At 71.0% G+C, this 22549-nt stretch carries 21 protein-coding genes; 15 read left to right on the top strand and 6 right to left on the bottom strand.

Annotation, left to right across the window (positions count from 1 at the left end):
• Positions 1 to 97: 97 nt before the first annotated feature.
• From QF037_RS14010 to QF037_RS13975, 8 genes are all read left to right on the top strand, one after another.
• A complete protein-coding gene (locus QF037_RS14010; RefSeq protein WP_307025144.1) occupies positions 98 to 784 on the top strand; it encodes a response regulator in 687 nt (228 codons plus the stop codon).
• 124 nt (positions 785 to 908) lie between these two features.
• On the top strand, positions 909 to 3635 hold the full coding sequence (locus QF037_RS14005; RefSeq protein WP_307025143.1) for a DNA translocase FtsK: 2727 nt from the start codon (positions 909 to 911) through the stop codon (positions 3633 to 3635).
• A 270-nt stretch (positions 3636 to 3905) separates the two neighbouring features.
• Positions 3906 to 4745 carry a helix-turn-helix domain-containing protein gene (locus QF037_RS14000; protein ID WP_307025141.1) on the top strand — a complete coding sequence of 280 codons (840 nt, stop codon included), beginning with the start codon at positions 3906 to 3908 and terminating at the stop codon, positions 4743 to 4745.
• Between the two features lie 99 nt (positions 4746 to 4844).
• Positions 4845 to 6341, top strand: a complete 1497-nt coding sequence (gene rimO, locus QF037_RS13995; RefSeq protein WP_307025139.1) for a 30S ribosomal protein S12 methylthiotransferase RimO — start codon at positions 4845 to 4847, stop codon at positions 6339 to 6341.
• Positions 6338 to 7057, top strand: coding sequence for a CDP-diacylglycerol--glycerol-3-phosphate 3-phosphatidyltransferase (pgsA, locus tag QF037_RS13990; RefSeq protein WP_307025136.1), 720 nt, complete (start codon positions 6338 to 6340; stop codon positions 7055 to 7057). Before rimO ends, pgsA begins: the two co-directional genes overlap by 4 nt.
• Positions 7054 to 7590 (top strand): CinA family protein, encoded by a 537-nt coding sequence (locus QF037_RS13985; RefSeq protein WP_307025134.1) that lies wholly within the window; start codon positions 7054 to 7056, stop codon positions 7588 to 7590. Before pgsA ends, QF037_RS13985 begins: the two co-directional genes overlap by 4 nt.
• Positions 7591 to 7699: 109 nt before the next feature.
• Complete coding sequence (locus tag QF037_RS13980; protein ID WP_266821377.1) at positions 7700 to 8080, top strand: helix-turn-helix domain-containing protein; 381 nt, start codon at positions 7700 to 7702, stop codon at positions 8078 to 8080.
• A gap of 301 nt (positions 8081 to 8381) precedes the next feature.
• Positions 8382 to 8651 (top strand): hypothetical protein, encoded by a 270-nt coding sequence (locus tag QF037_RS13975; RefSeq protein WP_307025129.1) that lies wholly within the window; start codon positions 8382 to 8384, stop codon positions 8649 to 8651.
• Here the strand turns inward: QF037_RS13975 and QF037_RS13970 are convergent.
• The 3 genes from QF037_RS13970 to QF037_RS13960 form a co-directional block, all read right to left on the bottom strand.
• The gene (locus QF037_RS13970; RefSeq protein ID WP_307025127.1) at positions 8599 to 9360 is read right to left on the bottom strand and encodes an SDR family NAD(P)-dependent oxidoreductase; all 762 of its coding nucleotides are present in this window, start codon (positions 9358 to 9360) and stop codon (positions 8599 to 8601) included. The genes QF037_RS13975 and QF037_RS13970 overlap by 53 nt on opposite strands.
• A gap of 32 nt (positions 9361 to 9392) precedes the next feature.
• Positions 9393 to 10229 (bottom strand): DNA-formamidopyrimidine glycosylase family protein, encoded by an 837-nt coding sequence (locus QF037_RS13965; protein WP_307025125.1) that lies wholly within the window; start codon positions 10227 to 10229, stop codon positions 9393 to 9395.
• Positions 10230 to 10405: 176 nt separating this feature from the next.
• On the bottom strand, positions 10406 to 15286 hold the full coding sequence (locus QF037_RS13960) for an ATP-dependent helicase (protein ID WP_307025123.1): 4881 nt from the start codon (positions 15284 to 15286) through the stop codon (positions 10406 to 10408).
• 307 nt (positions 15287 to 15593) lie between these two features.
• Between QF037_RS13960 and QF037_RS13955 the strand changes: the two genes are divergently transcribed.
• The 3 genes from QF037_RS13955 to QF037_RS13945 are packed head-to-tail and all read left to right on the top strand — an operon-like array spanning position 15594 to position 17478.
• Positions 15594 to 16556: an AraC family transcriptional regulator gene (locus tag QF037_RS13955; RefSeq protein WP_307025121.1), complete on the top strand. Its 963-nt coding sequence runs from the start codon at positions 15594 to 15596 to the stop codon at positions 16554 to 16556.
• Positions 16457 to 17176, top strand: coding sequence for an AzlC family ABC transporter permease (locus QF037_RS13950; RefSeq protein ID WP_307025119.1), 720 nt, complete (start codon positions 16457 to 16459; stop codon positions 17174 to 17176). Before QF037_RS13955 ends, QF037_RS13950 begins: the two co-directional genes overlap by 100 nt.
• Entirely contained in the window at positions 17173 to 17478 is a 306-nt protein-coding gene (locus QF037_RS13945; protein WP_307025118.1) for an AzlD domain-containing protein, read from the top strand. The genes QF037_RS13950 and QF037_RS13945 overlap by 4 nt, the downstream gene beginning before the upstream one ends.
• A gap of 33 nt (positions 17479 to 17511) precedes the next feature.
• Here the strand turns inward: QF037_RS13945 and QF037_RS13940 are convergent, their stop codons facing one another.
• Positions 17512 to 18456, bottom strand: coding sequence for a hypothetical protein (locus tag QF037_RS13940; protein ID WP_307025117.1), 945 nt, complete (start codon positions 18454 to 18456; stop codon positions 17512 to 17514).
• 80 nt (positions 18457 to 18536) lie between these two features.
• Between QF037_RS13940 and QF037_RS13935 the strand changes: the two genes are divergently transcribed.
• Together QF037_RS13935 and QF037_RS13930 are read left to right on the top strand one after the other, a co-directional pair.
• A complete protein-coding gene (locus QF037_RS13935) occupies positions 18537 to 18731 on the top strand; it encodes a DUF3046 domain-containing protein (RefSeq protein ID WP_307025115.1) in 195 nt (64 codons plus the stop codon).
• A 60-nt stretch (positions 18732 to 18791) separates the two neighbouring features.
• Positions 18792 to 20039: an AI-2E family transporter gene (locus QF037_RS13930; RefSeq protein WP_307025112.1), complete on the top strand. Its 1248-nt coding sequence runs from the start codon at positions 18792 to 18794 to the stop codon at positions 20037 to 20039.
• A gap of 12 nt (positions 20040 to 20051) precedes the next feature.
• On the opposite strand, the gene QF037_RS13925 is transcribed toward QF037_RS13930, so the two are convergent.
• A complete protein-coding gene (locus QF037_RS13925) occupies positions 20052 to 20462 on the bottom strand; it encodes a hypothetical protein (protein ID WP_307025110.1) in 411 nt (136 codons plus the stop codon).
• 127 nt (positions 20463 to 20589) lie between these two features.
• A complete protein-coding gene (locus tag QF037_RS13920) occupies positions 20590 to 20889 on the bottom strand; it encodes a hypothetical protein (protein WP_307025108.1) in 300 nt (99 codons plus the stop codon).
• A gap of 52 nt (positions 20890 to 20941) precedes the next feature.
• Here QF037_RS13920 and QF037_RS13915 point away from each other — a divergent pair, with 52 nt between their 5' ends.
• Positions 20942 to 21184 (top strand): hypothetical protein, encoded by a 243-nt coding sequence (locus QF037_RS13915; RefSeq protein ID WP_307025106.1) that lies wholly within the window; start codon positions 20942 to 20944, stop codon positions 21182 to 21184.
• Positions 21185 to 21422: 238 nt separating this feature from the next.
• Positions 21423 to 22547 (top strand): recombinase RecA, encoded by a 1125-nt coding sequence (gene recA, locus QF037_RS13910; RefSeq protein ID WP_307025103.1) that lies wholly within the window; start codon positions 21423 to 21425, stop codon positions 22545 to 22547.
• Positions 22548 to 22549: the final 2 nt, after the last annotated feature.

The following is a 22549-nucleotide window of genomic DNA, read 5'->3' as shown; positions in this document are numbered from 1 at the left end:
CGGCGCAAGGGAGCCGTCCCACGGGGCGGCACCTGCCGGTGTCACCACGAGTCCTGAGGACAGGGGAGGCCCCAAGCCGGGGCGAGGAGGGCGGGCCATGGTGCAGAAGGCCAAGATCCTCCTGGTCGATGACCGGCCGGAGAATCTGCTGGCGCTGGAGGCCATCCTCTCCGCGCTCGATCAGACGCTGGTGCGGGCATCGTCCGGGGAGGAAGCGCTCAAGGCACTGCTCACCGACGACTTCGCGGTGATTTTGCTGGACGTGCAGATGCCGGGCATGGACGGCTTCGAGACGGCGGCGCACATCAAGCGGCGCGAGCGCACCCGGGACATCCCGATCATCTTCCTCACCGCGATCAACCACGGTCCGCATCACACCTTCCGCGGGTATGCGGCGGGCGCGGTCGACTACATCTCCAAGCCCTTCGACCCGTGGGTGCTGCGAGCGAAGGTCTCCGTCTTCGTCGAGCTGTACATGAAGAACTGCCAGCTGAGGGAGCAGGCGGCGCTGCTGCGGCTCCAGTTGGAGGGCGGTGCCGGCGGCAAGGCTCCGGCCGGTGAGGCGAAGGAGCCGGCGGGACTGCTGGCCGAGCTCTCGGCGCGGCTCGCCGCGGTCGAGGAGCAGGCGGAGGCCCTGTCCAAGCAGCTGGACGACGAGTCGGCGGACGCGGCGGCCGTGGCCACCGCGGCGCATCTCGAACGCAAACTCACCGGCCTGCGGCGGGCACTGGACGCCCTGGAGCCGGGAACGGGCAGCACCCAGTCGGTGCCCTCGCAGAACTGACCCCCACCCATAGCTCAGTTGCGGGTGAGCGCGTGTCAGTTCCGCGTCCCCGCAAGGGCGACACGAACGGGTGAAGCACCGGGCACACGTGTCCGTAGTCGTCTCCCCCGGTAACCTCGCACCTATGGCCTCACGTCCCTCCGCTGCCAAGAAGCAGCCCGCGAAGAAGGCGGCGGCTCCGGCGAAGAAGGCCGCTGCGAAGAAGGCTCCGGCGAAGAAGGCGCCCGCCAAGAAAGCCGCCGCGAAGAAGACCGCGCCGGCCCCGAAGCCGGCGCCCAGTCCGACCGGTGGCATCTACAGGCTCGTGCGCGCCGTCTGGCTGGGCCTCGCGCACGCGGTGGGCGCCGTGTTCCGCGGCATAGGGAATGGCGCGAAGAATCTCGACCCGGCGCACCGCAAGGACGGTGTCGCGCTGCTGCTGCTCGGCCTCGCGCTGATCGTCGCGGCCGGTACCTGGTCGAATCTGCGAGGTCCCGTCGGCGACCTGGTCGAGATCATCGTCACCGGCGCCTTCGGCCGCCTCGACCTGCTGGTGCCGATACTGCTCGCGGTCATCGCGGCGCGGTTCATCCGGCACCCCGAGCAGCCCGAGGCCAATGGCCGCATCGTGATCGGCCTGTCCGCGCTCGTCATCGGTGTGCTCGGACAGGTCCACATCGCGTGCGGCGCACCCGCCCGCAGCGACGGCATGCAGGCCATAAGGGACGCGGGCGGTCTCATCGGCTGGAGCGCGGCGACCCCGCTGACCTACACCATGGGCGAGGTCCTCGCCGTACCCCTGCTCGTGCTGCTCACGGTCTTCGGGCTGCTGGTCGTGACGGCCACCCCGGTCAACGCCATCCCGCGGCGACTGCGGGAGCTCGGTGTGCGGCTCGGTGTCATGCACGATCCGGCCGAGGACGAGTTCGGCGAGGACGACGAGCGCTACGACGACCAGTGGCGCGAGGCGCTGCCCGCGCGTACCCGCAGGCGCGGGCCGGCCCCCGAGGCGTACGACCCCGACGGCGCCGAGCAGGAGGCCCTCTCGCGGCGTCGCGGCCGTCCCCGGCGCTCCGCGGTGCCGCAGCCCGACATGGACCGTCCGATGGACGCCGTGGACGTCGCCGCGGCGGCCGCCGCCGCGCTCGACGGTGCCGTACTGCACGGCATGCCGCCGTCGCCGATCGTCGCCGACCTCACCCAGGGGGTCAGCGTCGGGGACCGCGAGGACACGACGCCGACGCCGGTGCCGACCCCCGTGCCGGCCCCGGCCGCGCGCCCGCGGCAGGAGAAGCTGAAGGTCCAGGAGAAACTGAAGGTCGAGGTCGCGGACCTCACCAAGCCCGCGCCCGAGGCCCAGGGCGAACTGCCGCCGCGCGCCGAGCAGCTCCAGCTCTCCGGTGACATCACGTACTCCCTGCCCTCGCTCGACCTCCTCACGCGCGGAGGCCCCGGCAAGGCACGCAGCGCGGCCAACGACGCCGTCGTCGCCTCGCTGACGAACGTCTTCATGGAGTTCAAGGTCGACGCGGCCGTCACCGGCTTCACGCGCGGGCCGACGGTCACGCGGTACGAGGTCGAGCTCGGCCCCGCCGTGAAGGTCGAGCGGATCACCGCGCTGGCGAAGAACATCGCGTACGCCGTCGCCAGCCCGGACGTCCGGATCATCAGCCCGATCCCGGGCAAGTCCGCGGTCGGCATCGAGATCCCCAACACCGACCGCGAGATGGTCAACCTCGGTGACGTGCTGCGGCTGGCCGCGGCGGCCGAGGACGAGCATCCGATGCTGGTCGCGCTCGGCAAGGACGTCGAGGGCGGCTATGTGATGGCCAACCTCGCGAAGATGCCGCATGTGCTCGTTGCCGGAGCGACTGGTTCCGGTAAGTCGTCGTGCATTAACTGCTTGATCACTTCCATCATGGTCCGCGCGACCCCCGAGGACGTGCGGATGGTCCTCGTCGACCCCAAGCGCGTCGAGCTGACGGCGTACGAGGGCATTCCGCACCTGATCACGCCGATCATCACCAACCCCAAGCGGGCCGCCGAGGCGCTCCAGTGGGTCGTACGGGAAATGGATCTGCGCTACGACGACCTGGCGGCGTTCGGGTACCGACACATCGACGACTTCAATGAGGCCATCCGCGAAGGCAAGCTCAAGACGCCGGAAGGCAGCGGGCGGGAGCTGAAGGCGTACCCGTATCTGCTGGTGATCGTCGATGAGCTCGCCGACCTGATGATGGTCGCGCCGAGGGACGTCGAGGACTCGATCGTGCGCATCACGCAGCTCGCGCGCGCGGCCGGTATCCACCTGGTGCTCGCCACGCAGCGGCCCTCGGTCGACGTCGTCACCGGTCTGATCAAGGCGAACGTGCCCTCCAGGCTCGCCTTCGCCACCTCCTCGCTCGCGGACTCCCGGGTCATCCTCGACCAGCCCGGCGCCGAGAAGCTGATCGGCAAGGGTGACGGGCTGTACCTGCCCATGGGCCAGAACAAGCCCACCCGTATGCAGGGCGCCTTCGTGACCGAGGACGAGGTCGCGGCGGTTGTCCAGCACTGCAAGGACCAGATGGCGCCCGTCTTCCGGGACGACGTCGTCGTGGGCACCAAGCAGAAGAAGGAGATCGACGAGGAGATCGGCGACGACCTGGACCTGCTGTGCCAGGCGGCCGAACTCGTGGTCTCCACGCAGTTCGGGTCGACCTCCATGCTCCAGCGCAAGCTGCGCGTCGGCTTCGCCAAGGCGGGGCGTCTGATGGACCTGATGGAGTCCCGGGGGATCGTCGGACCGAGCGAGGGATCCAAGGCTCGTGACGTTCTTGTGAAGGCTGATGAGCTGGACGGAGTGCTCGCGGTGATCCGCGGGGAGGCTTAAAGGCAGGAAACGGGGCGCAGTGGTCGCCGGACCCACGGATGAGCCGCCGATGGGTGTTCGATCGTGACTCACCCGTAAGGGATCATTGAGCAACCGTTTCCCTTCGGCGTACGTCAAGTTGAGGGAAGCGAAAAGCTGCTGTCCCGCCATCGGTGTGTCCGGCCATACCGATGGCGTACAAAGTCCCACCGCCCGGTTGCCCCACCCTTTCGCACCCCCCCTAGACTGAATCCTCAGCACAGGTGGCTTAAACGCTCGAAAGGCGCCCCCGTGTCCCTCGGCAACTCCCCTGAAGACGAGCGTCCGTTCGAAGACGACCGCGAGGAAGCCCGTATCTCCATCGGCCGTGCCCTCCAGCAGGCACGTATCGCGGCCGGGCTGACCGTCGACGACGTCAGCAGCGCCACCCGGGTCCGCATCGCCATCGTGCATGCCATCGAGGCGGACGACTTCGCCCCCTGTGGCGGGGACGTCTACGCCCGTGGGCACATCCGGACCCTGGCCAAGGCCGTCCATCTCGATCCGGCCCCCTTGCTGGACCAGTTCGCCGCCGACCATGGCGGCGGGCGTCCGGCGCCGACCCCGGCCGCCCCGCTGTTCGAGGCGGAACGCATCCGTCCCGAGCGGCGTGGACCCAACTGGACCGCCGCCATGGTCGCGGCGATCGTCGCCGTGGTCGGCTTCGTCGGGTTCACCGCGTTCAAGGGTGACGACGAGGGCGGGAAGGCACAGGTCGCCGAGGGTGTCGCGCCCTCCGCCAGCAAGTCCTCCTCGCCCACGCCCAAGAGCGAGAAGCCCGAGTCGCCGAAGCCGGACCCGTCCGACAGCGCCATCGCGGCCGCGCCCCAGGACAAGGTGACCGTCCAGGTCGGCGCCCCCGACGGCAGGAGCTGGATCTCCGCCAAGGACCACAACGGCCGGCTGCTGTTCGACGGGGTGCTCGAAAAGGGCGAGAGCAAGACCTTCCAGGACAGCGAGAAGATCAACCTCGTCCTCGGCGACGCCGGGGCGATCCAGCTGTACGTGAACGGCAAGAAGATCGACGACGACTGGCAGCCGGGAGCCGTGGAGCGGCTCACGTACACGAAGGGCGATCCGACGGTCGGCTAGGACCCGGGTGAGCGTTCCGGCAGGCATGGAAGGGGTTGGCGCCAAGATCGCCAACCCCTTCGACGTGGGCTGTCGGTGGAACGAAGTAGTCTTGAGCCCATGCCTGAACGCCGTACCGTCGCACTCGTCACTCTTGGCTGCGCCCGTAACGAGGTGGACTCGGAGGAGCTCGCAGGCCGCTTGGAGGCGGACGGCTGGGAACTCGTCGAGGACGCCGAGGACGCGGACGTCGCCGTCGTCAACACCTGTGGCTTCGTCGACGCCGCCAAGAAGGACTCCGTCGACGCCCTCCTGGAGGCCAACGATCTCAAGGGGCACGGCAGAACCCAGGCCGTCGTGGCGGTGGGCTGCATGGCCGAGCGGTACGGGAAGGACCTGGCCGAGGCCCTCCCCGAGGCGGACGGCGTGCTCGGCTTCGACGACTACGCCGACATCTCGGATCGCCTGCAGACCATCCTGAGCGGCGGCATCCACGCCGCCCACACCCCGCGCGACCGGCGCAAGCTGCTGCCGATCAGCCCTTCGCAGCGGCAGGAATCGGCGGCGGCGGTCGCGCTGCCGGGGCACGGGGCGGCCGTCGAGGTCGCCGCGCCCGCGCCCGCGGACCTTCCGGAAGGGCTCGCTCCGGCCTCCGGCCCCCGGGCACCCATGCGCCGCCGACTGGACGGCGCCCCGGTCGCCTCGGTGAAGCTCGCCTCCGGCTGCGACCGGCGCTGCACCTTCTGCGCCATCCCGTCCTTCCGCGGCTCCTTCATCTCGCGCCGCCCCTCCGACGTGCTCAACGAGACGCGGTGGCTGGCCGAGCAGGGCGTCAAGGAGATCATGCTGGTCTCCGAGAACAACACCTCGTACGGCAAGGACCTGGGCGACATCCGGCTGCTGGAGTCACTGCTGCCCGAGCTCGCCGAGGTCGACGGCCTGGAGCGGGTGCGCGTCAGCTACCTCCAGCCGGCAGAGATGCGGCCCGGGCTCATCGACGTGCTCACCTCCACGCCCAAGGTCATGCCCTACTTCGACCTCTCCTTCCAGCACTCCGCCCCCGGCGTGCTGCGCGCGATGCGCCGCTTCGGTGACACCGACCGCTTCCTGGAGCTGCTCGACACGATCCGCGGCAAGGCCCCGCAGGCCGGTGTGCGCTCCAACTTCATCGTGGGCTTCCCGGGCGAGACCGAGGCCGACCTGGCGGAGCTGGAGCGGTTCCTGAACGGCGCGCGGCTCGACGCCATCGGCGTCTTCGGCTACTCCGACGAGGAGGGCACGGAAGCGGCGACGTACGACAACAAGCTCGACGAGGACGTCGTGGCCGAGCGCCTCGCGCGAGTCTCCCGGCTGGCCGAGGAACTCGTCTCGCAGCGGGCCGAGGAGCGCGTGGGCGAGACCGTGCAGGTGCTGGTGGAGTCCATGGACGACGAGGGCGTCCACGGACGCGGCGAGCACCAGGCCCCCGAGACGGACGGCCAGGTGCTGCTCACGAGCGGCGAAGGTCTGAGTGTCGGTCGTATGGTCGAGGCGAAGGTGATCGGTACCGAGGGTGTCGACCTGGTGGCCGAGCCGCTGACCGGCTCGCTCGCGTGTAGTGAGGAGGCGGGCAGATGACCGGAGCACCGGCATCCGCTGCGGGTGGCCCCTCCCAGGCGGGTGCGACCGGCACGGCGGGTGCGTCCGGCACCGAGACCGGTGCCAAGTCCGCGCGGAGCGGGAAGATCGCGGCGGCGGCCGTCGACCAGGCCAGTCTCTGGAACATCGCCAACCTCCTGACCATGCTTCGGCTGCTGCTGGTGCCGGGCTTCGTCGCGCTGATGCTCGCCGACGGCGGGTACGACCCGGCCTGGCGGTCGTTCGCCTGGGCGGCCTTCGCCGTCGCGATGATCACCGACCTCTTCGACGGTCATCTGGCGCGCACCTACAACCTCGTCACCGACTTCGGGAAGATCGCCGACCCCATCGCCGACAAGGCGATCATGGGGGCGGCGCTCATCTGTCTGTCCTCCCTCGGCGATCTGCCGTGGTGGGTGACCGGCGTCATCCTCGGGCGGGAACTCGGGATCACGCTGCTGCGTTTTGTGGTCATCCGGTACGGCGTCATCCCGGCGAGCCGCGGCGGCAAGCTGAAGACGCTCGCCCAGGGCATCGCGGTCGGTATGTACATCCTGGCGCTGACGGGGTGGTTGGCCACCGCGCGGTTCTGGGTGATGGCTGTGGCGGTCGCGCTGACCGTGGCGACCGGCCTCGACTATGTGAGACAGGCCATTGTGCTGCGTCGGCAGGGAATCGCCGAGCGCGAGGCGGCGTTGGAGGAGACGGAAGCGTGAATTCCCCGGCCACCGAAGTGGTACGACTACTCACGGTGAGGGCGGAGACGCTCGCCGTCGCCGAGTCGCTCACCGGTGGGTTGGTTGCGGCGGAAATCACAGCGGCCCCCGGTGCGTCCAGGGCGTTCCGGGGTTCGGTGACTGCCTACGCCACCGAGCTGAAGCATGAACTGCTCGGCGTCGACGCCACTCTGCTGGCTGAGCGCGGAGCGGTGGATCCGCAGGTCGCGGCCCAGATGGCGGCGGGAGTGCGCAAGGCGCTCGGTGCCGCCTGGGGCATCGCGACCACGGGTGTCGCAGGTCCGGAGGAACAGGACGGAAAGCCCGTCGGGACGGTCTATGTGGCGGTCGACGGACCCACCTCGGAACTCTCCGGTGGCGGGAAAGTGGCGTCGCTGCGGTTGAACGGCGACCGGGCGGAAATTCGTATGGAGAGTGTACGGAGCGTACTCGCACTGCTCCTTCAGGAGCTTGCGGGCGAACAGACCGGGAATGAGCGGGCACAGGATACGGAACGGAACGGGGGGTTTTGATGTTTGCAGCCCTGAGTGAACACGACATCGCTCCCCGCACGGCCGCGGCGCAAGGCGGTACGGTGGGGCGTGAAGGATGCGGCTACGCGGTCCGAGGAGGGAGCCACCGATGATTCTGCTCCGTCGCCTGCTGGGTGACGTGCTGCGTCGGCAGCGCCAGCGCCAGGGCCGTACTCTGCGCGAAGTCTCCTCGTCCGCCCGAGTCTCACTCGGCTATCTCTCCGAGGTGGAGCGGGGGCAGAAGGAGGCATCTTCCGAGCTGCTCTCCGCCATCTGCGACGCGTTGGACGTACGGATGTCCGAACTGATGCGAGAAGTGAGCGACGAGCTCGCCCTCGCCGAGCTGGCCCAGTCCGCTGCGGCCACCCCCAGCCAGCCCGTGCCCACGTCGGTACGTCCGATGCTGGGCTCCGTCTCGGTGGCCGGTGTGCCACCGGAACGGGTCACCATCAAGGCGCCCGCCGAAGCGGTGGACGTCGTCGCCGCTTGAGCGTCGTCGGCGTTTGCGCTTGAGACGCGCTCGAAGACGAGCTGAGGGCGCGCTGAGAAGTGCGGGAGGCCCCGGCCAGGTTTCTCCGGATCATCCGGAGAGGCGTCGGCCGGGGCTTTCGTGCATCGTGGAGTGACGTGGTTCGCGGTCACCGGTGCCGGTTGTGCGGACGATGCCTCTCTGCGCTGCCGGTGCGCCCGCGCGGTGGGTGACGGAGGTGACCTAGCTTCGGGTTGTTCGGGTTGGTCGGCCTGCTTGTCTCGCTCACCCCGTTCGTCCTGCTCCGGCTGGAGGTGGGTTGATGGCGCGGCCGATAGTGCGGTGGGGGGTGGCCCTAGGGGCCGGGGTGGTGTGGTGGTGGGCCGTGCTGCGGCTGGCCTTCGCTCCCGGCGCGGGGGTGCTGGAGGGCGCGGTCGCCGCCGGAGGGTGGGGGCTGAGTCTGCTGCCGGTGCACTGTGTGCCCAGGGCGCGGGCGGCCGGGGCGCTTGCCGCGGGGCGGTGGCGGGCGGCCTGGGGGGTCACCACGGCATCGCCACTCCGCCGTTCGGACGCAGGATCTGGCCCGTCGTGAAGGACGAGGCGTCGGAGGCCAGATACAGCACGGCGTGGGCGATGTCCTCCGGCTCGCCGACCCGGCCCAGCGGGGACATCCGGGCCATCAGCGCCTCGGTCCGTTCCTGGTCCTCGCCGTGGCGGTCGGTCATGGGGGTGCGGATCCAGCCCGGGGCGACGGCGTTGACGCGGATGCCGTGGCGGCCGACCTCGGTCGCCAGGGTCTTCGTCAGCTGGACGACGGCCGCCTTGGCGGCGCCGTAGCAGAGCAGGCCGGGACCGCCGGTGTCGACGGCGCCGGAGGCCATCGTGATGATGCTGCCCCTGGTCCGGTGCTCCAGCATCAGACGGGCCGCCTCCTGGCAGGCGTACAGGACTCCCTTGAAGTTGATGTTCCAGACCCGGTCGAGGTCCTCGTCCCGGGTCTCCAGGACCGGGCTGCTGTGCATGATGCCGGCGATCGCCGCCATCACGTCCAGGCGCTCGCAGGAGGTGACGGCCTGGTGGAGCCGGTCGCGGTCCGTGACGTCGAGGTGGTGGGTGTGGGCGGTACCGCCCGCGCTCTTGATCAGGGTCGCCGTCTCGTGCAGGCCCTGCGCGTCCCGGTCCGCGCAGTGCACGATGGCGCCGGCTTCGGCGAGCAGGACCGCGGAGGCGCGGCCGATACCGCCGGCGGCGCCGGTGACGAATGCGGTGCGTCCGGTCAGGTCGTACGCGCTGACGGTCATGTGGGGACGGTACGAGGGAATCTGACGGGGCGTCAATTAGTCGTACGGTGTGGGGTTCCCGGGCGTCGGGCGGTGCCGGGGGCCGGGCCGGTCTGGCATGCCGGGCACCAGTAGGTGGGGCGTTCGCGGGAGCCGTCGCCCTGGTCGGCCTTGCGGACGGTGGTGTGGCAGCGCAGGCACGGGTGGCGGGCGCGGCCGTAGACGAAGAGGTCCTGGCCGCGGCGGCCCGTGGTGGTGCGGACCGGGCGGTCGCGGTTGGCCTCGAGGAGCTTCTTGGCGAGCAGGGGCAGCTTGGCCGCGCGGTCCTCGGGGAGGGCGCCCACGGGGAGCCACGGGGTGACGCCGAGCAGGAAGCAGAGCTCGCTCTTGTACACATTGCCGATGCCGGCGAGGTTGCGCTGGTCGAGGAGTGCCTCGCCGAGGGGGCGGGCCGGGTCCTGGAGGAGGTTGGCGAGGGCGCGGTCCGGGTCCCAGCCGGGGCCGAGGAGGTCGGGGCCCAGGTGTCCCACGGCACGGTCTTCGTCGGTGGTGCGCAGGAGTTCCAGGACGGGGAGGCGGTAGCCGACGGCCGTGCGGTCGGCGGTGCCGAGGATCGCGCGGATCTGGTGGGCGGGGCCGCCGGTCCAGCGCTGGTCCGTGGCGTACACCTTCCAGGAGCCGTCCATTTTGAGGTGTGAGTGGAGGGTCAGGCCGCCCTCGATACGGGTGAGCAGGTGCTTGCCGCGTGGGGTGACGTCCAGGACGGTCCGGCCCGTGAGGTCGGCCGTGGCGTACTTGGGGACGCGGAGGTCGCTGCGGGTGAGTACCTTGCCGGCGAGGGCGGTGTGCAGTCGGCTCGCTGCCTGCCAGACGGTGTCTCCTTCGGGCATGGGTCAAGGGTGGCATGGGGTGGTGGGTGGGCGCCCAATGGGTTGGGGGCTGCTGTCTTTGTGGCGGGTGCGGGTTGTCGTTGGCTTGCCGCGCCCCGCGGCGGAGCCGCATATCGATACAGCCCCGCGCCCCCAAGTCGGTCCGGCCTGCCGTTGGCCAAGAGAGGCCGGGCGTGTCAGGCCCTTAGGCGTAGGCCTCGGGGGGTGGCGATGAAGCCTGCTCCTTCCAGGAGGGTGCCGATGGGGGAGGTCAGGGCTGAGGCGCCGTTGATGCGTTCCACGGTGACCGTGCCGAGGGAGCCTGCGCGGGCGGCCGTGGCGAGGGCTTCGGCGGCCGACTGGAGGCGTGGGTCGTCGGTGGCCTTGCCGTCCGGGTCCTCCGGCCAGGCAAGCAGGGTCTTGCCGCCGCGCTCCATGTAGAGGGTCAGTTCACCGTCCACCAGGACCACCAGGGACCCCGCCTTACGGCCTGCCTTGTGGCCCGCGCCGGTCGGGGGCTCCGGCCAGGGGAGGGCGGCGCCGTACGCGTTCGCCGGGTCGGCGGCGGCGAGGACGACGGCGCGGGAGTCGGGGGTGCGGGCCGGGAACCGGTGGGGGGTGACGGGGTGGCTTGGGCCGTACGGCCCGCTGCGGGGGCCGCCGGTGCCTGGTGGGGCCAGGTCGCGGGGGGAGACGTAGTCGCCGGGGGAGCGTGGGGCCTCGTCCAGCCAGTCGAAGGCGAAGTCGTCGGCGGGGGCGGTGCCGGCGGGGGCCTCGAAGCCGTCCTGTGCGCCGGGGGTGCCGAAGCCGGTGTTCGCGCCCGGCAGGCCGTCTCCCCGGTCGCGGGCGTTGGCCACCGCGCGGAGACGGTCGACCGCACCGTCCATGGCGAACTGGGCGGCGCCGAGGCCTTCCACGACGTAGCCGCGGCGGGCCTGGCCGGTCTCCTCGAAGGCGGACAGGATGCGGTACGTCGCCGAGAAGCCGCCCTCGACGCCTTCCGCGGAGACCGCGCCCCGGGTCACCACACCGTGCCGGTCGAGGAGAGTGCGGGCCAGGGCGTGGGCGCGCAGGGTGGGGTCGGGCTCCCGGTCGGGCAGCAGCGACCAGCGGCCGGCGACCGTGGGCGGGCCGGTGCGGGAGGCGGGGCGGGCGGCGGCGGTGAGGGAGCCGTAGCGGCCGCGCGGGACCGTGCGTTTGGCGCGGTGGGCCGTGGAGCCGGCCGTGCGGCCCGAACCCAGCAGGGAGCGCATCGGGGTGAGCGTGTCGTTGGTCAGGCGGCCGGACCAGGCCAGGTCCCAGACGGTGTCGGCGAGTTGGGGATCGGTGGCGTCGGGGTGGGTGGTCGCGCGGACCTGGTCGGCGATCTGGCGGAAGAACAGGCCGTAGCCGCCGGAGAGGGCGGTCAGGACCGACTCGTGGAGTGCCGTCAGCTCCAAGGGGTGCGGTGGTGGCAGGAGCAGGGGCGCCGCGTCGGCGAGATAGAGGGAGACCCAGCCGTCCTTGCCGGGGAGGGAGCCCGCTCCGGCCCACACCAGCTCGCCCGCGGAGGTGAGTTCGTCGAGCATCGCCGGGGTGTAGTGCGCGACGCGGGACGGCAGGACCAGCTTCTCCAGGGCGGAGGCGGGCACCGAGGCGCCCTGCAACTGCTCGACCGCGCGCACCAGTCCGTCGGCACCCCGCAGCCCGTGGCCCTTGCCGATGTGCTGCCACTGGGGGAGGAACTGGGCGAGGGCGGGCGGGGACACCGGCTCCAACTCGTGGCGCAGGGCGGCCAGGGAGCGGCGGCGCAGTCGGCGCAGCACGGCGGCGTCGCACCACTCCTGGCCGATGCCCGCCGGGTGGAACTCGCCTTGCACGACACGTCCGTTCGCGGAAAGGCGCTGCAACGCGCCTTCCGTGACCGCCACGCCGAGGCCGAACCGGGCCGCCGCGGTCGCCGAGGTGAACGGGCCGTGGGTGCGGGCATGGCGGGCCAGGAGGTCGCCCAGCGGATCCTTGACCGGTTCCGTGAAGGCTTCCGGTACGCCGACCGGCAGTGCTGTGCCCAGTGCGTCGCGCAGGCGGCCGGCGTCCTCGATCGCCGCCCAGTGGTCGGTGCCGGCGATACGGACCTTGATCGCGCGCCGGGCTCGGGCGAGCTCCTGCGCCCACTGCGGCTCCGCGCCCCGCTCGGCCAGCTCCGCGTGCGTGAGGGGACCGAGGAGGCGGAGGAGGTCCGCGACGCTCTCGGCGTCCTTGGCCCGGCGGTCCTCGGTGAGCCACTGGAGTTCTTGTTCCAGTTCGGCCAGCACCTCGGCGTCGAGCAGCTCGCGCAGCTCCGCCTGGCCGAGCAGTTCGGCCAGCAGACGGGAGTCGAGGGACAGGGCCGCCGCGCGGCGCTCGGCGAGCGGCGAGTCACCCTCGTACAGGAACTGGGCGACGTATCCGAACAGGAGGGAGCGGGCGAAGGGGGACGGCTCGGGAGTGGTGACCTCGACCAGGCGGACCTTGCGGGACTCCAGGTCGCCCATCAGCTCGACGAGGCCGGGGACGTCGAAGACGTCCTGGAGGCACTCGCGGACCGCCTCCAGGACGATCGGGAACGAGCCGAACTCGCTGGCGACCTGGAGCAGTTGGGCGGCGCGCTGGCGCTGCTGCCACAACGGGGTGCGCTTGCCCGGGTTGCGGCGCGGCAGCAGGAGCGCGCGGGCGGCGCACTCGCGGAAGCGGGACGCGAACAGAGCCGACCCGCCCACCTGGTCGGTGACGACCTGGTCGACCTCGCCCTTGTCGAAGACGACGTCCGCGGCTCCCACGGGGGCCTGGTCCGCGTCGTACTCCGTGCCGAGCCTGGCCGGTTCCTGGTCGAGCAGGTCCAGGCCCATCAGGTCGGCGTCGGGCAGCCGCAGGACGATGCCGTCGTCCGCGTGCATGACCTGGGCGTCCATGCCGTACCGCTCGGAGAGCTTGGCGCCCAGGGCGAGGGCCCACGGGGCGTGCACCTGGGCGCCGAACGGGGAGTGGACGACCACGCGCCAGTCGCCGAGCTCGTCGCGGAAGCGCTCCACGACGATCGTGCGGTCGTCGGGGATGTGGCCGCAGGCCTCGCGTTGTTCGTCGAGATAGGCGAGGACATTGTCGGCCGCCCAGGTGTCCAGGCCCGCCGCGAGGAGGCGTGGGCGGGCCTTGTCCTTGGGGAGAGAGCCGACCTCGCGGAGGAACGCGCCCACCGCGCGGCCGAGTTCGAGCGGGCGGCCCAGCTGGTCGCCCTTCCAGAAGGGGAGCCTGCCCGGGACACCGGGGGCGGGGGAGACCAGGACGCGGTCGCGCGTGATGTCCTCGATGCGCCAGGAGCTGGTGCCGAGCGTGAAGACGTCGCCGACGCGCGACTCGTAGACCATCTCCTCGTCGAGCTCGCCCACCCTTCCGCCGCCCTTCTTCGGGTCGGCTCCGGCGAGGAACACTCCGAAGAGGCCGCGGTCGGGGATCGTGCCGCCGGAGGTGACGGCGAGGCGCTGGGCACCAGGGCGGCCGGTGATCGTGCCGGCGACCCGGTCCCAGACCACGCGGGGGCGCAGTTCCGCGAAGGCGTCCGACGGGTAGCGGCCCGCGAGCATGTCGAGGACCGCGGTGAAGGCGGAATCGGGCAGCGAGGCGAAGGGAGCTGCTCGGCGGACCATGGCGAGGAGGTCGTCCAGCTGCCAGGTGTCCATCGACGTCATCGCGACCACCTGCTGGGCCAGTACGTCCAGGGGGTTGGCGGGGACCTTCAGGGACTCGATGGAGCCGGTGCGCATGCGTTCGGTGACGACCGCCGCCTGGACCAGGTCGCCTCGGTACTTCGGGAAGACCACGCCGGTGGAGACCGCGCCCACCTGGTGGCCCGCGCGGCCCACGCGCTGGAGGCCGGAGGCCACGGAAGGGGGCGACTCGACCTGGACGACCAGGTCCACCGCGCCCATGTCGATGCCGAGTTCGAGACTGGAGGTGGCGACCACCGCGGGGAGGCGGCCCGCTTTGAGGTCTTCTTCGACGAGGGCGCGTTGTTCCTTGGAGACCGAGCCGTGGTGGGCGCGGGCGATGACCGGGGGTGCGCCCTGGGCCGCGCCCGAGCCGCCCATCAGTTCCGCGGGGGCGTGGTGTTCGTCGAGGGTTTCGCCTGTGGCCCGTTCGTAGGCGATCTCGTTGAGGCGGTTGCAGAGGCGTTCCGCGAGGCGGCGGGAGTTGGCGAACACGATCGTGGAGCGGTGGGACTGGACGAGGTCGGCGATGCGCTCCTCCACATGCGGCCAGATCGAGGGGCGTTCCGCGCCCTCGGTGCCGTCGGCCACCGGGGAGCCGCCCAGTTCGCCCAGGTCCTCGACGGGGACCACGACGGACAGGTCGAATTCCTTGCCGGATTTCGGCTGGACGATCTCCACCTTGCGGCGAGGGGAGAGGTAGCGGGCGACCTCGTCGACCGGGCGGACGGTCGCGGAGAGGCCGATGCGGCGGGCCGGCTTGGGCAGGAGCTCGTCGAGGCGTTCGAGGGAGAGGGCGAGGTGGGCGCCGCGTTTGGTGCCCGCGACGGCGTGTACCTCGTCGAGGATCACCGTTTCGATGCCGGTCAGCGCGTCGCGGGTGGCCGACGTCAGCATCAGGAACAGGGACTCCGGGGTGGTGATCAGGATGTCCGGGGGGCGGGTGGACAGGGCGCGGCGCTCGGCGGCGGGGGTGTCGCCGGAGCGGATGCCCACCTTGACCTCGGGCTCGGGGAGGCCCAGGCGGACGGATTCCTGGCGGATGCCGGTCAGGGGGCTGCGGAGGTTGCGCTCCACGTCGACCGCGAGGGCCTTGAGGGGGGAGACGTAGAGGACTCGGCAGCGCTTGCGCGGGTCCGCGGGTGGGGGTGTGGAGGTCAGCTGGTCAAGGGCGGCGAGGAAGGCGGCCAGGGTCTTGCCGGAGCCGGTGGGGGCGACCACCAGGACGTCCGAGCCCTCTTTGATGGCGTTCCACGCGCCGGCCTGGGCGGCGGTGGGAGCGTCGAAGGCTCCCGTGAACCAGCCGCGAGTGGCGGGAGAGAAGCCGTCCAGGGCTCGGCGTGGGTTGCTGACCATGTGTCCATCCTGCACCCGGGTACTGACAGACGGGTCTGACCTGTGGTTTTCCGTGGCGCGGGCGCGTCTCGTATGCCTGCGGCGGCCCGTGGCGGCTTCGGTGGGGGTTCGCGTCGCGCATTCGGTCCGGTTGGGGGTCGGTGCCGCACCGGGGGGTGTCCGTCCTCGGTCGGGCGGTGCGGTGGGCTGGGGATGTGCTGTTGGTTGGGCGCCCGACGCTGCGGGCGGACGCCCCGGGTACGTCCCCTTCTCGCCGTTGCGCAGGCGTGACGCCGCGGGGGTGCGCGGCCAGGCGGACAATGGGGCCATGGCGGGTTCTCGTGAGCGGGCGCGGCACTGGCGGTACTCCGAGCTGCCTGGTGTGGATCTGCTGCGGGCTCGGTATGTGCGGAAGAACTTTGTGCGGCACACCCACGAGAACTTCGTGATCGCCGCCATCGCCGATGGTGTGGAGGTTTTTCACTATCGGGGTGCCGATCGGTATGCGGGGGCCGGGTCGCTCGCGCTGGTCAATCCCGACACCGCGCATACCGGGCGGGCTGGGGTGCCCGAGGGGTGGCGGTACGGGGCGGTGTACCCGTCGCCCGAGGTGGTGGCGGAGATCGCCAGTGAGACCACGGCTGTCCGCGGTACTCCGGGGTTCGTCAGCCCGGTTCTCGATGATCCTTATGCCGCTGGGCTCGTGCATCGGGTGCTGCGGGCCGCGGACGAGGGGAACGCGCTGGCCGCCGACACGTTGCTGCGGGTTGCCGTGACCCGGTTGCTGCGGCTCAACGGTGGGGCGTTGCCGGAGCGGGAGGTGCGGACGGCGGGGGCGCGGGTGGCCGCACGGGCGCGTGGTGTGCTGGAGGAGCGGATGGTCGCGCCGCCGACCCTGGAGCGGCTGGCCGCCGAGCTCGGTGCCGGTCCGTTCGCGTTGCTGCGGGCCTTCCGGGACGCGTACGGGATGCCGCCGCATGCCTGGTTGACCGATGCGCGGGTACGGCGGGCCCGGCGGCTGCTGGACGCGGGGACCTCTCCGGCCGAGGCCGCCCTCGCCGTGGGGTTCACCGATCAGCCGCATCTGAACCGGCACTTCACCCGGATCGTCGGCGTGCCTCCCGGGGCGTATCAGCGCGAGCGCAAGAACGTACAAGACGGCGGGCGGGGGCTGGTCCTACCGTCCGATGCGTGGCAGAACAGACAGCTCTCCCGGATTCACGCGCCGACGACGGAGGAAGGCCGGACGCCGCCGTCGTCCGGGACGCCCTCGGGGTCGGGGTCGCCGTAGGACTCTCGGGGTTCGCCTTCGGGGTGACCTCGGCGGGCAGCGGGCTCACGCTGCTGCAGACCTGTGCGCTCAGTCTCCTGGTGTTCACCGGGGCGTCCCAGTTCGCGCTCGTGGGCGCGCTCGCCGCCGGTGGCAATCCGCTCACCGCGGCCGCCGGGGCGTTCTTCCTGGGTGTGCGCAACGCGTTCTACGGACTGCGCCTTTCGCAGTTGCTCGCCCTTCCGCGCGCGGTACGGCCCTTTGCCGCTCAGTGGGTCATCGACGAGACGGCGGCCGTCGCGCTGGCCCAGCCCACCCGGCGGAGTGTGCGCATCGGGTTCGCCGTCACGGGGCTCAGCCTGTACGTGCTGTGGAACCTCACGACTCTGCTCGGTGCGCTGGGTGCCGAGGCGATCGGCGACACGGACGCGTGGGGCCTCGATGCGGCCGGGCCCGCTGTGTTCCTGGCGTTGCTCGCGCCGATGCTCAAGACCGCCACCGAGCGTGCCGTCGCCGGGCTCGCCGTCCTGCTGGGCCTCGGTCTGCTGCCTGTGCTGCCTGCCGGGGTGCCTGTCCTGGCGGCCGCCCTCGCGGCGCCGCTCGTGCTGTGGGTCCAGGGACGTCGTAGGGGGAACCGGTGAACGTCTGGATCGCGATCGGTGTCACCGCGCTCGGTTGCTACGCCGTCAAGCTCCTCGGGCTGCTCGTCCCCGCGGGCGCCCTGGAGCGGCCTCTCGTCAGGCGGCTCGCCGCTCTGCTGCCGGTCGCCCTGCTTGCCGCGCTCACGGCTCAGCAGACCTTCGCCGACGGCCGCGACCTCGTGCTGGACGCCAGGGTTGCGGGGCTTGCGGCGGCCGCGCTCGCGCTGGTGCTGCGCGCCCCCTTCCTGCTCGTCGTCGCGGCGGCCGTGGTGGTGACGGCGGGCGGGCGGGCCATCGGGTGAGGACAGCCGGTCGAGCGGGCCGTCGCGCCGAGATCAGCCGATCGAATGGCCGTACGCCCGCAGGGTGCGCAGTGCCTCGATCGTCACTATGGGGCGTGCCTCCAGGGCCGCGCTCGGGGCCCATTGGCGCCGGCGGACCGGCCAGCCGCCGTCCTCCTGCTGTTCGTCCGCCAGGAAGCCGAGGGAGCGCTCCATCTCCTCGTCCGTGAACCACGCGCGCGCGAGCGAGTGCGGGGTCTTCGCGTAGTCGTGCGGGAAGTGGTGCTCACCCGGGGCGTAGCCGGGCGACACCGGGGAGGAATCGAGGCGCTCCGGGTCCAGGGCCGCGAGACGGTGCTCGCGCACCAGGCGGCCGAGCCGGTCGGCGGCCGCCTCCGCGCGCGGACGGTCGGAAGCGGAGTCCAGGAAGACCACGGCGGCCTGCACCTCGTACGGGTGCGACTCCCGAAGGGACTCGACCGCGTGCCAGCAGAAGTCCGTGGCCCGGAACAGCCACGCGTGCCACACCTCGTTGCGGTGCAGCAGGCCCACCACCGGGCCGGTGGCGAGGAGCTCGCTGGGCGGGTCGTCAACGATCGGGATGAACGGGGCCGCGGGATAGCCGCGCTGGCTGGGACGGATCGCCGGCAGGGCGCCGTCCGGGGTGGAGACCGAGGTCAGATAGCGGCACACCCGTTCCACGCGCTGTCCGCCGCAGCGGCCGATGGCGTCCAGGACGCGCAGCGCGTGACCGGCGTGCAGCGGCTGGCTGACCGGGCCGCGCAGGTCGGGCTCCAGCGCGTGGCCGTATCCGCCGTCCTCGTTGCGGTAGGCGTCCAGCGCGGTCTCCACCGGGTCGGCGTTCCCGTTGAGGAAGTGGTGTGCGAAGAGGCGCTGTTCCAGCACGCGCGCGGTGAGCCAGACAAAGTGCTCGGCGCGGAAGAGCGGGGAGCGCGCCGGGGGCGTCGGGGGGAGTGGGGAAGCTCCTGTTTCGGCCATGCGTCAGACCGTAGGACGGAAAGCGTTCTCGGCAAGCGGTCCCGGACGAGGCCCACTCTCAGGGGCGGGATACTGGTGTCATGCGGTTGACGGTCTTCTGGCAGCGGATGGCGGAGCACTTCGGTCCGGGCTCCGCCGAGACCTTCGCGCGTGACCACGTCATGGCGGAGCTCGGTGGGCGCACGGTGTACGAGGCACTGGACTGTGGCTGGGAGGCCAAGGACGTGTGGCGTGTGGTGTGCGGCGTCATGAACGTGCCCCAAGAACAGCGCTGACCGGTCACGAAGATCGGCCGGGGGCGGCGCATTGTCGGCCGCGTGGGCGAAACTTGCTCCGTGGCACCCACCGACGAGACCGACGAGGTCCCCCAGCACGCGTCGCCGTTCGGCACGACGCCGCCCATCCGGCCCCCGGCCGACGGACCCACCGGGGCGAACTCGCGCATGCCACGCTGGATTCCGCGTGCCGTGGTGCTGACGCTCGCCCTCTATGCCGCCTTCCAGTTGGGCACGTGGGCCTTCCACCAGCTCACCGGGCTGCTGATCAACATCCTCATCGCGTTCTTCCTGGCCCTGGCCATCGAGCCGGCGGTGAGCTGGATGGCCTCGCGCGGGGTGCGGCGGGGGCTGGGCGCCTTCCTCGTCTTCCTCGCCGTGCTGATCGTGTCCGCGGGTTTCGTGACCCTGCTCGGCACCATGCTGGCGAACCAGATCATCAAGATCGTCGAGGACTTCCCCGCCTACATCGACTCCGTCATCAACTGGATCAACACCCACTTCCACACCGAGCTGAAGCGGGTGGACGTGCAGGAGGGGCTGCTGCGCTCCGACTGGCTGCGCAATTACGTGCAGAACAGCGCCACCGGCGTCCTGGACGTGTCCGCCCAGGTTCTCGGCGGGCTCTTCCAACTGCTGACGATCTCGCTGTTCTCGTTCTACTTCGCCGCGGACGGCCCGCGACTGCGCCGTGCGCTCTGCTCGGTCCTGCCGCCCGCCAAGCAGGCGGAGGTGCTGCGGGCCTGGGAGATCGCCGTCAACAAGACCGGCGGCTATCTGTACTCACGCGGTCTGATGGCGCTGATCTCCGGTGTCGCGCACTACATCCTGCTCCAGGCCCTGGGGGTGCCCAACGCGCCCGTGCTCGCCGTCTGGGTGGGGCTGGTCTCGCAGTTCATCCCGACGATCGGTACGTATCTCGCGGGCGCCCTGCCGATGCTGATCGCCTTCACGGTCGATCCCTGGTACGCGCTGTGGGTGCTGATCTTCGTCGTGATCTACCAGCAGTTCGAGAACTACGTGCTGCAGCCCAAGCTGACCTCGAAGACCGTCGACATCCACCCTGCCGTCGCCTTCGGCTCGGTCATCGCCGGTACCGCCCTCCTCGGTCCGGTGGGTGCGCTGATCGCCATTCCGGCGGTCGCCACGCTGCAGGCGTTCCTGGGGGCGTATGTGAAGCGGTACGACGTCACGGACGACCCCCGGGTCCACGGTCACCGCCTGTCGGAATCCAACCTCTTCACACGCGCGCGTGCGCTGTGGACGAGACGGCCCGGGGAGCGGGACTCGACGGACGATTCCTCCTGAGAGGCGTGTCTGTCAGACCCTCGCGGCCTTTCGCAGCGTGGCGACGGCCCCGGCGACGACCAGCCCGGCGAGAGCGATGATTTCGGCGCCGGTCGAGACGATGAGCGCGGTGTCCCCCGACCCGAGGTGGTCGCCGGTGTTCGGGGTCAGGAATGCGCCCGCGCCGATGAACAGGCCGACCGTGAGAGCGAGCCCGGTCGTCCAGCGGTTGGTGCGCCAGAACAGCAGTCCCGCCGTCACCAGTGGGACGACGAGGCCCGGCGGGACGGCCGGGTAGTCCGCACCGGCGGCGATCTGGCCTGCGATGGATGCGGCCAGCAGGAGCAGGGCGGCCAGGGTGGCGGTGACGGCGGGTGTGCGTGTCGGCATGGTGCCCTCCTTGGCGGGCTGCACGGGCTCGTAGGTGCTCTTCGTGGTCTCCATGACCCAAGGCTCGCGAAGCGAGCCCGTCCCGTCGTCGTACGGCCGGAGGCACCGGTCGTACGACGGGGGAAGCACGCCGGCCCGGAACCCCGGGCGGCATACCGGGCCGCGCGGCACCGGACAAACCTCAATAGGCCCGTCCCGGCGGGGTATTCGGAAGCGACAGCGGTATTTCGTCGACTTCGAGGAGGTACGTGCCGTGCGCGCCTTCAAGCGCTTGCTCGACCGCAGTCTTACCGCGCAGGCAGTCCTGATCTTCCCGCTGCTCCTGGGGTTCACCGCCCTGTTCCGGCGGCACGAGAACCCGGTCTGGTGGGTGGTTCAGGCCGCGCTCTGCACCGCCATCAGCATCGGGTTCCTGGCTGCGCAGCGTCGCAGGGCCGGCGCGTGTCACCGGCACCGACGCGCGCGGAGTCGCCGAGCTCAACCGCAAGCTCCGGCACAGTGAGGTGCCCAAGGCGCCCGAGGAGCGGGCCACCATGCGACGGCTGATCGACGCGGAACTGGGACGGGTGGAGCGGGGCGGCCGGTGGCTGCCGTACTGGCTGGGTTTCATGGGGCTGATCGCGATCGGCACACTCGCTCTCGGAGTGAGCGCCGGTGCGTGGATCCTTCCGCTGGTCCTCGCGATCGCTGTGGTGGGGTTCTGCTGGTGGCTCCTCTGGGCGCGCCGCCGCTTCATCGACCGCTGCCACCACATGCGGTCGGCCCTGCAGAGCTAGCTTCACAACGCCGCCACACATACCACCCGGCAGTGCCGCGTGGTGCGCTTGACACGAAAATCGAACATCCATTCTGATGGGAGTTCCGGCGAGGCGCGCGGCGGGTATTACGGCACGGTTTCGGTGGAGAAGTGACCAAGTTATCCACAGGCCGGACGGGCGTCGGGGCCCATTGTCAGTGGCAGGCGTTAGCGTCGTTGACGTGAAGCGATCGACTCAAGCAAATCGGGTGGAACCCATGGCAGGAACCGACCGCGAGAAGGCCCTGGATGCCGCTCTCGCACAGATTGAACGGCAATTCGGCAAGGGCGCGGTGATGCGTCTGGGCGAGCGGCCGAACGAGCCCATCGAGGTCATCCCCACCGGGTCGACCGCACTCGACGTCGCCCTTGGCGTCGGCGGCCTGCCGCGTGGCCGTGTGGTGGAGGTGTACGGCCCGGAATCCTCCGGCAAGACGACCCTGACCCTGCATGCGGTGGCCAACGCGCAGAAGGCCGGCGGCCAGGTCGCCTTCGTCGACGCCGAGCACGCCCTCGACCCCGAGTACGCGAAGAAGCTCGGCGTCGACATCGACAACCTGATCCTGTCCCAGCCGGACAACGGCGAGCAGGCCCTGGAGATCGTGGACATGCTGGTCCGCTCCGGAGCCCTCGACCTCATCGTCATCGACTCCGTCGCAGCCCTCGTCCCGCGCGCGGAGATCGAGGGCGAGATGGGTGACAGCCACGTCGGTCTGCAGGCCCGTCTGATGAGCCAGGCCCTGCGGAAGATCACCAGTGCGCTCAACCAGTCCAAGACCACCGCGATCTTCATCAACCAGCTCCGCGAGAAGATCGGCGTGATGTTCGGCTCCCCGGAGACCACGACCGGTGGCCGGGCGCTGAAGTTCTACGCCTCGGTGCGACTCGACATCCGCCGCATCGAGACCCTGAAGGACGGCACGGACGCGGTCGGCAACCGCACCCGCGTCAAGGTCGTCAAGAACAAGGTCGCGCCGCCCTTCAAGCAGGCCGAGTTCGACATCCTCTACGGGCACGGCATCAGCCGCGAGGGCGGCCTGATCGACATGGGCGTGGAGCACGGCTTCGTCCGCAAGGCCGGCGCCTGGTACACCTACGAGGGCGACCAGCTCGGCCAGGGCAAGGAGAACGCGCGCAACTTCCTGAAGGACAACCCCGACCTGGCCAACGAGATCGAGAAGAAGATCCTGGAGAAGCTGGGCGTCGGCGTACGGCCCCAGGAGCCGACCGCCGAGCCGGGCGCGGACGCCGCGGTCACCGCCACGTCGGACGACGCCGCGAAGACGGTGCCCGCTCCGGCGGCCAAGGCCGCCAAGCCCAAGGCCGCGGCTGCCAAGGGCTGACC

Source organism: Streptomyces canus, assembly GCF_030815415.1.
In the GTDB taxonomy this organism is placed as follows: Bacteria; Actinomycetota; Actinomycetes; order Streptomycetales; family Streptomycetaceae; genus Streptomyces; species Streptomyces canus_F.
Note: the sequence above shows the minus strand (reverse complement) of the source record. Positions and strands in the feature narration are given on the sequence as shown.

Coding starts and splice junctions, on each gene's coding strand:
- QF037_RS14010 (WP_307025144.1), top strand. CDS start 98: ATGGTGCAGAAGGCCAAGATCCTCCTGGTCGATGACCGGCCGGAGAAT.
- QF037_RS14005 (WP_307025143.1), top strand. CDS start 909: ATGGCCTCACGTCCCTCCGCTGCCAAGAAGCAGCCCGCGAAGAAGGCG.
- rimO (WP_307025139.1), top strand. CDS start 4,845: ATGCCTGAACGCCGTACCGTCGCACTCGTCACTCTTGGCTGCGCCCGT.
- pgsA (WP_307025136.1), top strand. CDS start 6,338: ATGACCGGAGCACCGGCATCCGCTGCGGGTGGCCCCTCCCAGGCGGGT.
- QF037_RS13980 (WP_266821377.1), top strand. CDS start 7,700: ATGATTCTGCTCCGTCGCCTGCTGGGTGACGTGCTGCGTCGGCAGCGC.
- QF037_RS13975 (WP_307025129.1), top strand. CDS start 8,382: ATGGCGCGGCCGATAGTGCGGTGGGGGGTGGCCCTAGGGGCCGGGGTG.
- QF037_RS13970 (WP_307025127.1), bottom strand. CDS start 9,360: ATGACCGTCAGCGCGTACGACCTGACCGGACGCACCGCATTCGTCACC.
- QF037_RS13965 (WP_307025125.1), bottom strand. CDS start 10,229: ATGCCCGAAGGAGACACCGTCTGGCAGGCAGCGAGCCGACTGCACACC.
- QF037_RS13960 (WP_307025123.1), bottom strand. CDS start 15,286: ATGGTCAGCAACCCACGCCGAGCCCTGGACGGCTTCTCTCCCGCCACT.
- QF037_RS13955 (WP_307025121.1), top strand. CDS start 15,594: ATGGCGGGTTCTCGTGAGCGGGCGCGGCACTGGCGGTACTCCGAGCTG.
- QF037_RS13940 (WP_307025117.1), bottom strand. CDS start 18,456: ATGGCCGAAACAGGAGCTTCCCCACTCCCCCCGACGCCCCCGGCGCGC.
- QF037_RS13935 (WP_307025115.1), top strand. CDS start 18,537: ATGCGGTTGACGGTCTTCTGGCAGCGGATGGCGGAGCACTTCGGTCCG.
- QF037_RS13925 (WP_307025110.1), bottom strand. CDS start 20,462: ATGGAGACCACGAAGAGCACCTACGAGCCCGTGCAGCCCGCCAAGGAG.
- QF037_RS13915 (WP_307025106.1), top strand. CDS start 20,942: ATGCGACGGCTGATCGACGCGGAACTGGGACGGGTGGAGCGGGGCGGC.
- recA (WP_307025103.1), top strand. CDS start 21,423: ATGGCAGGAACCGACCGCGAGAAGGCCCTGGATGCCGCTCTCGCACAG.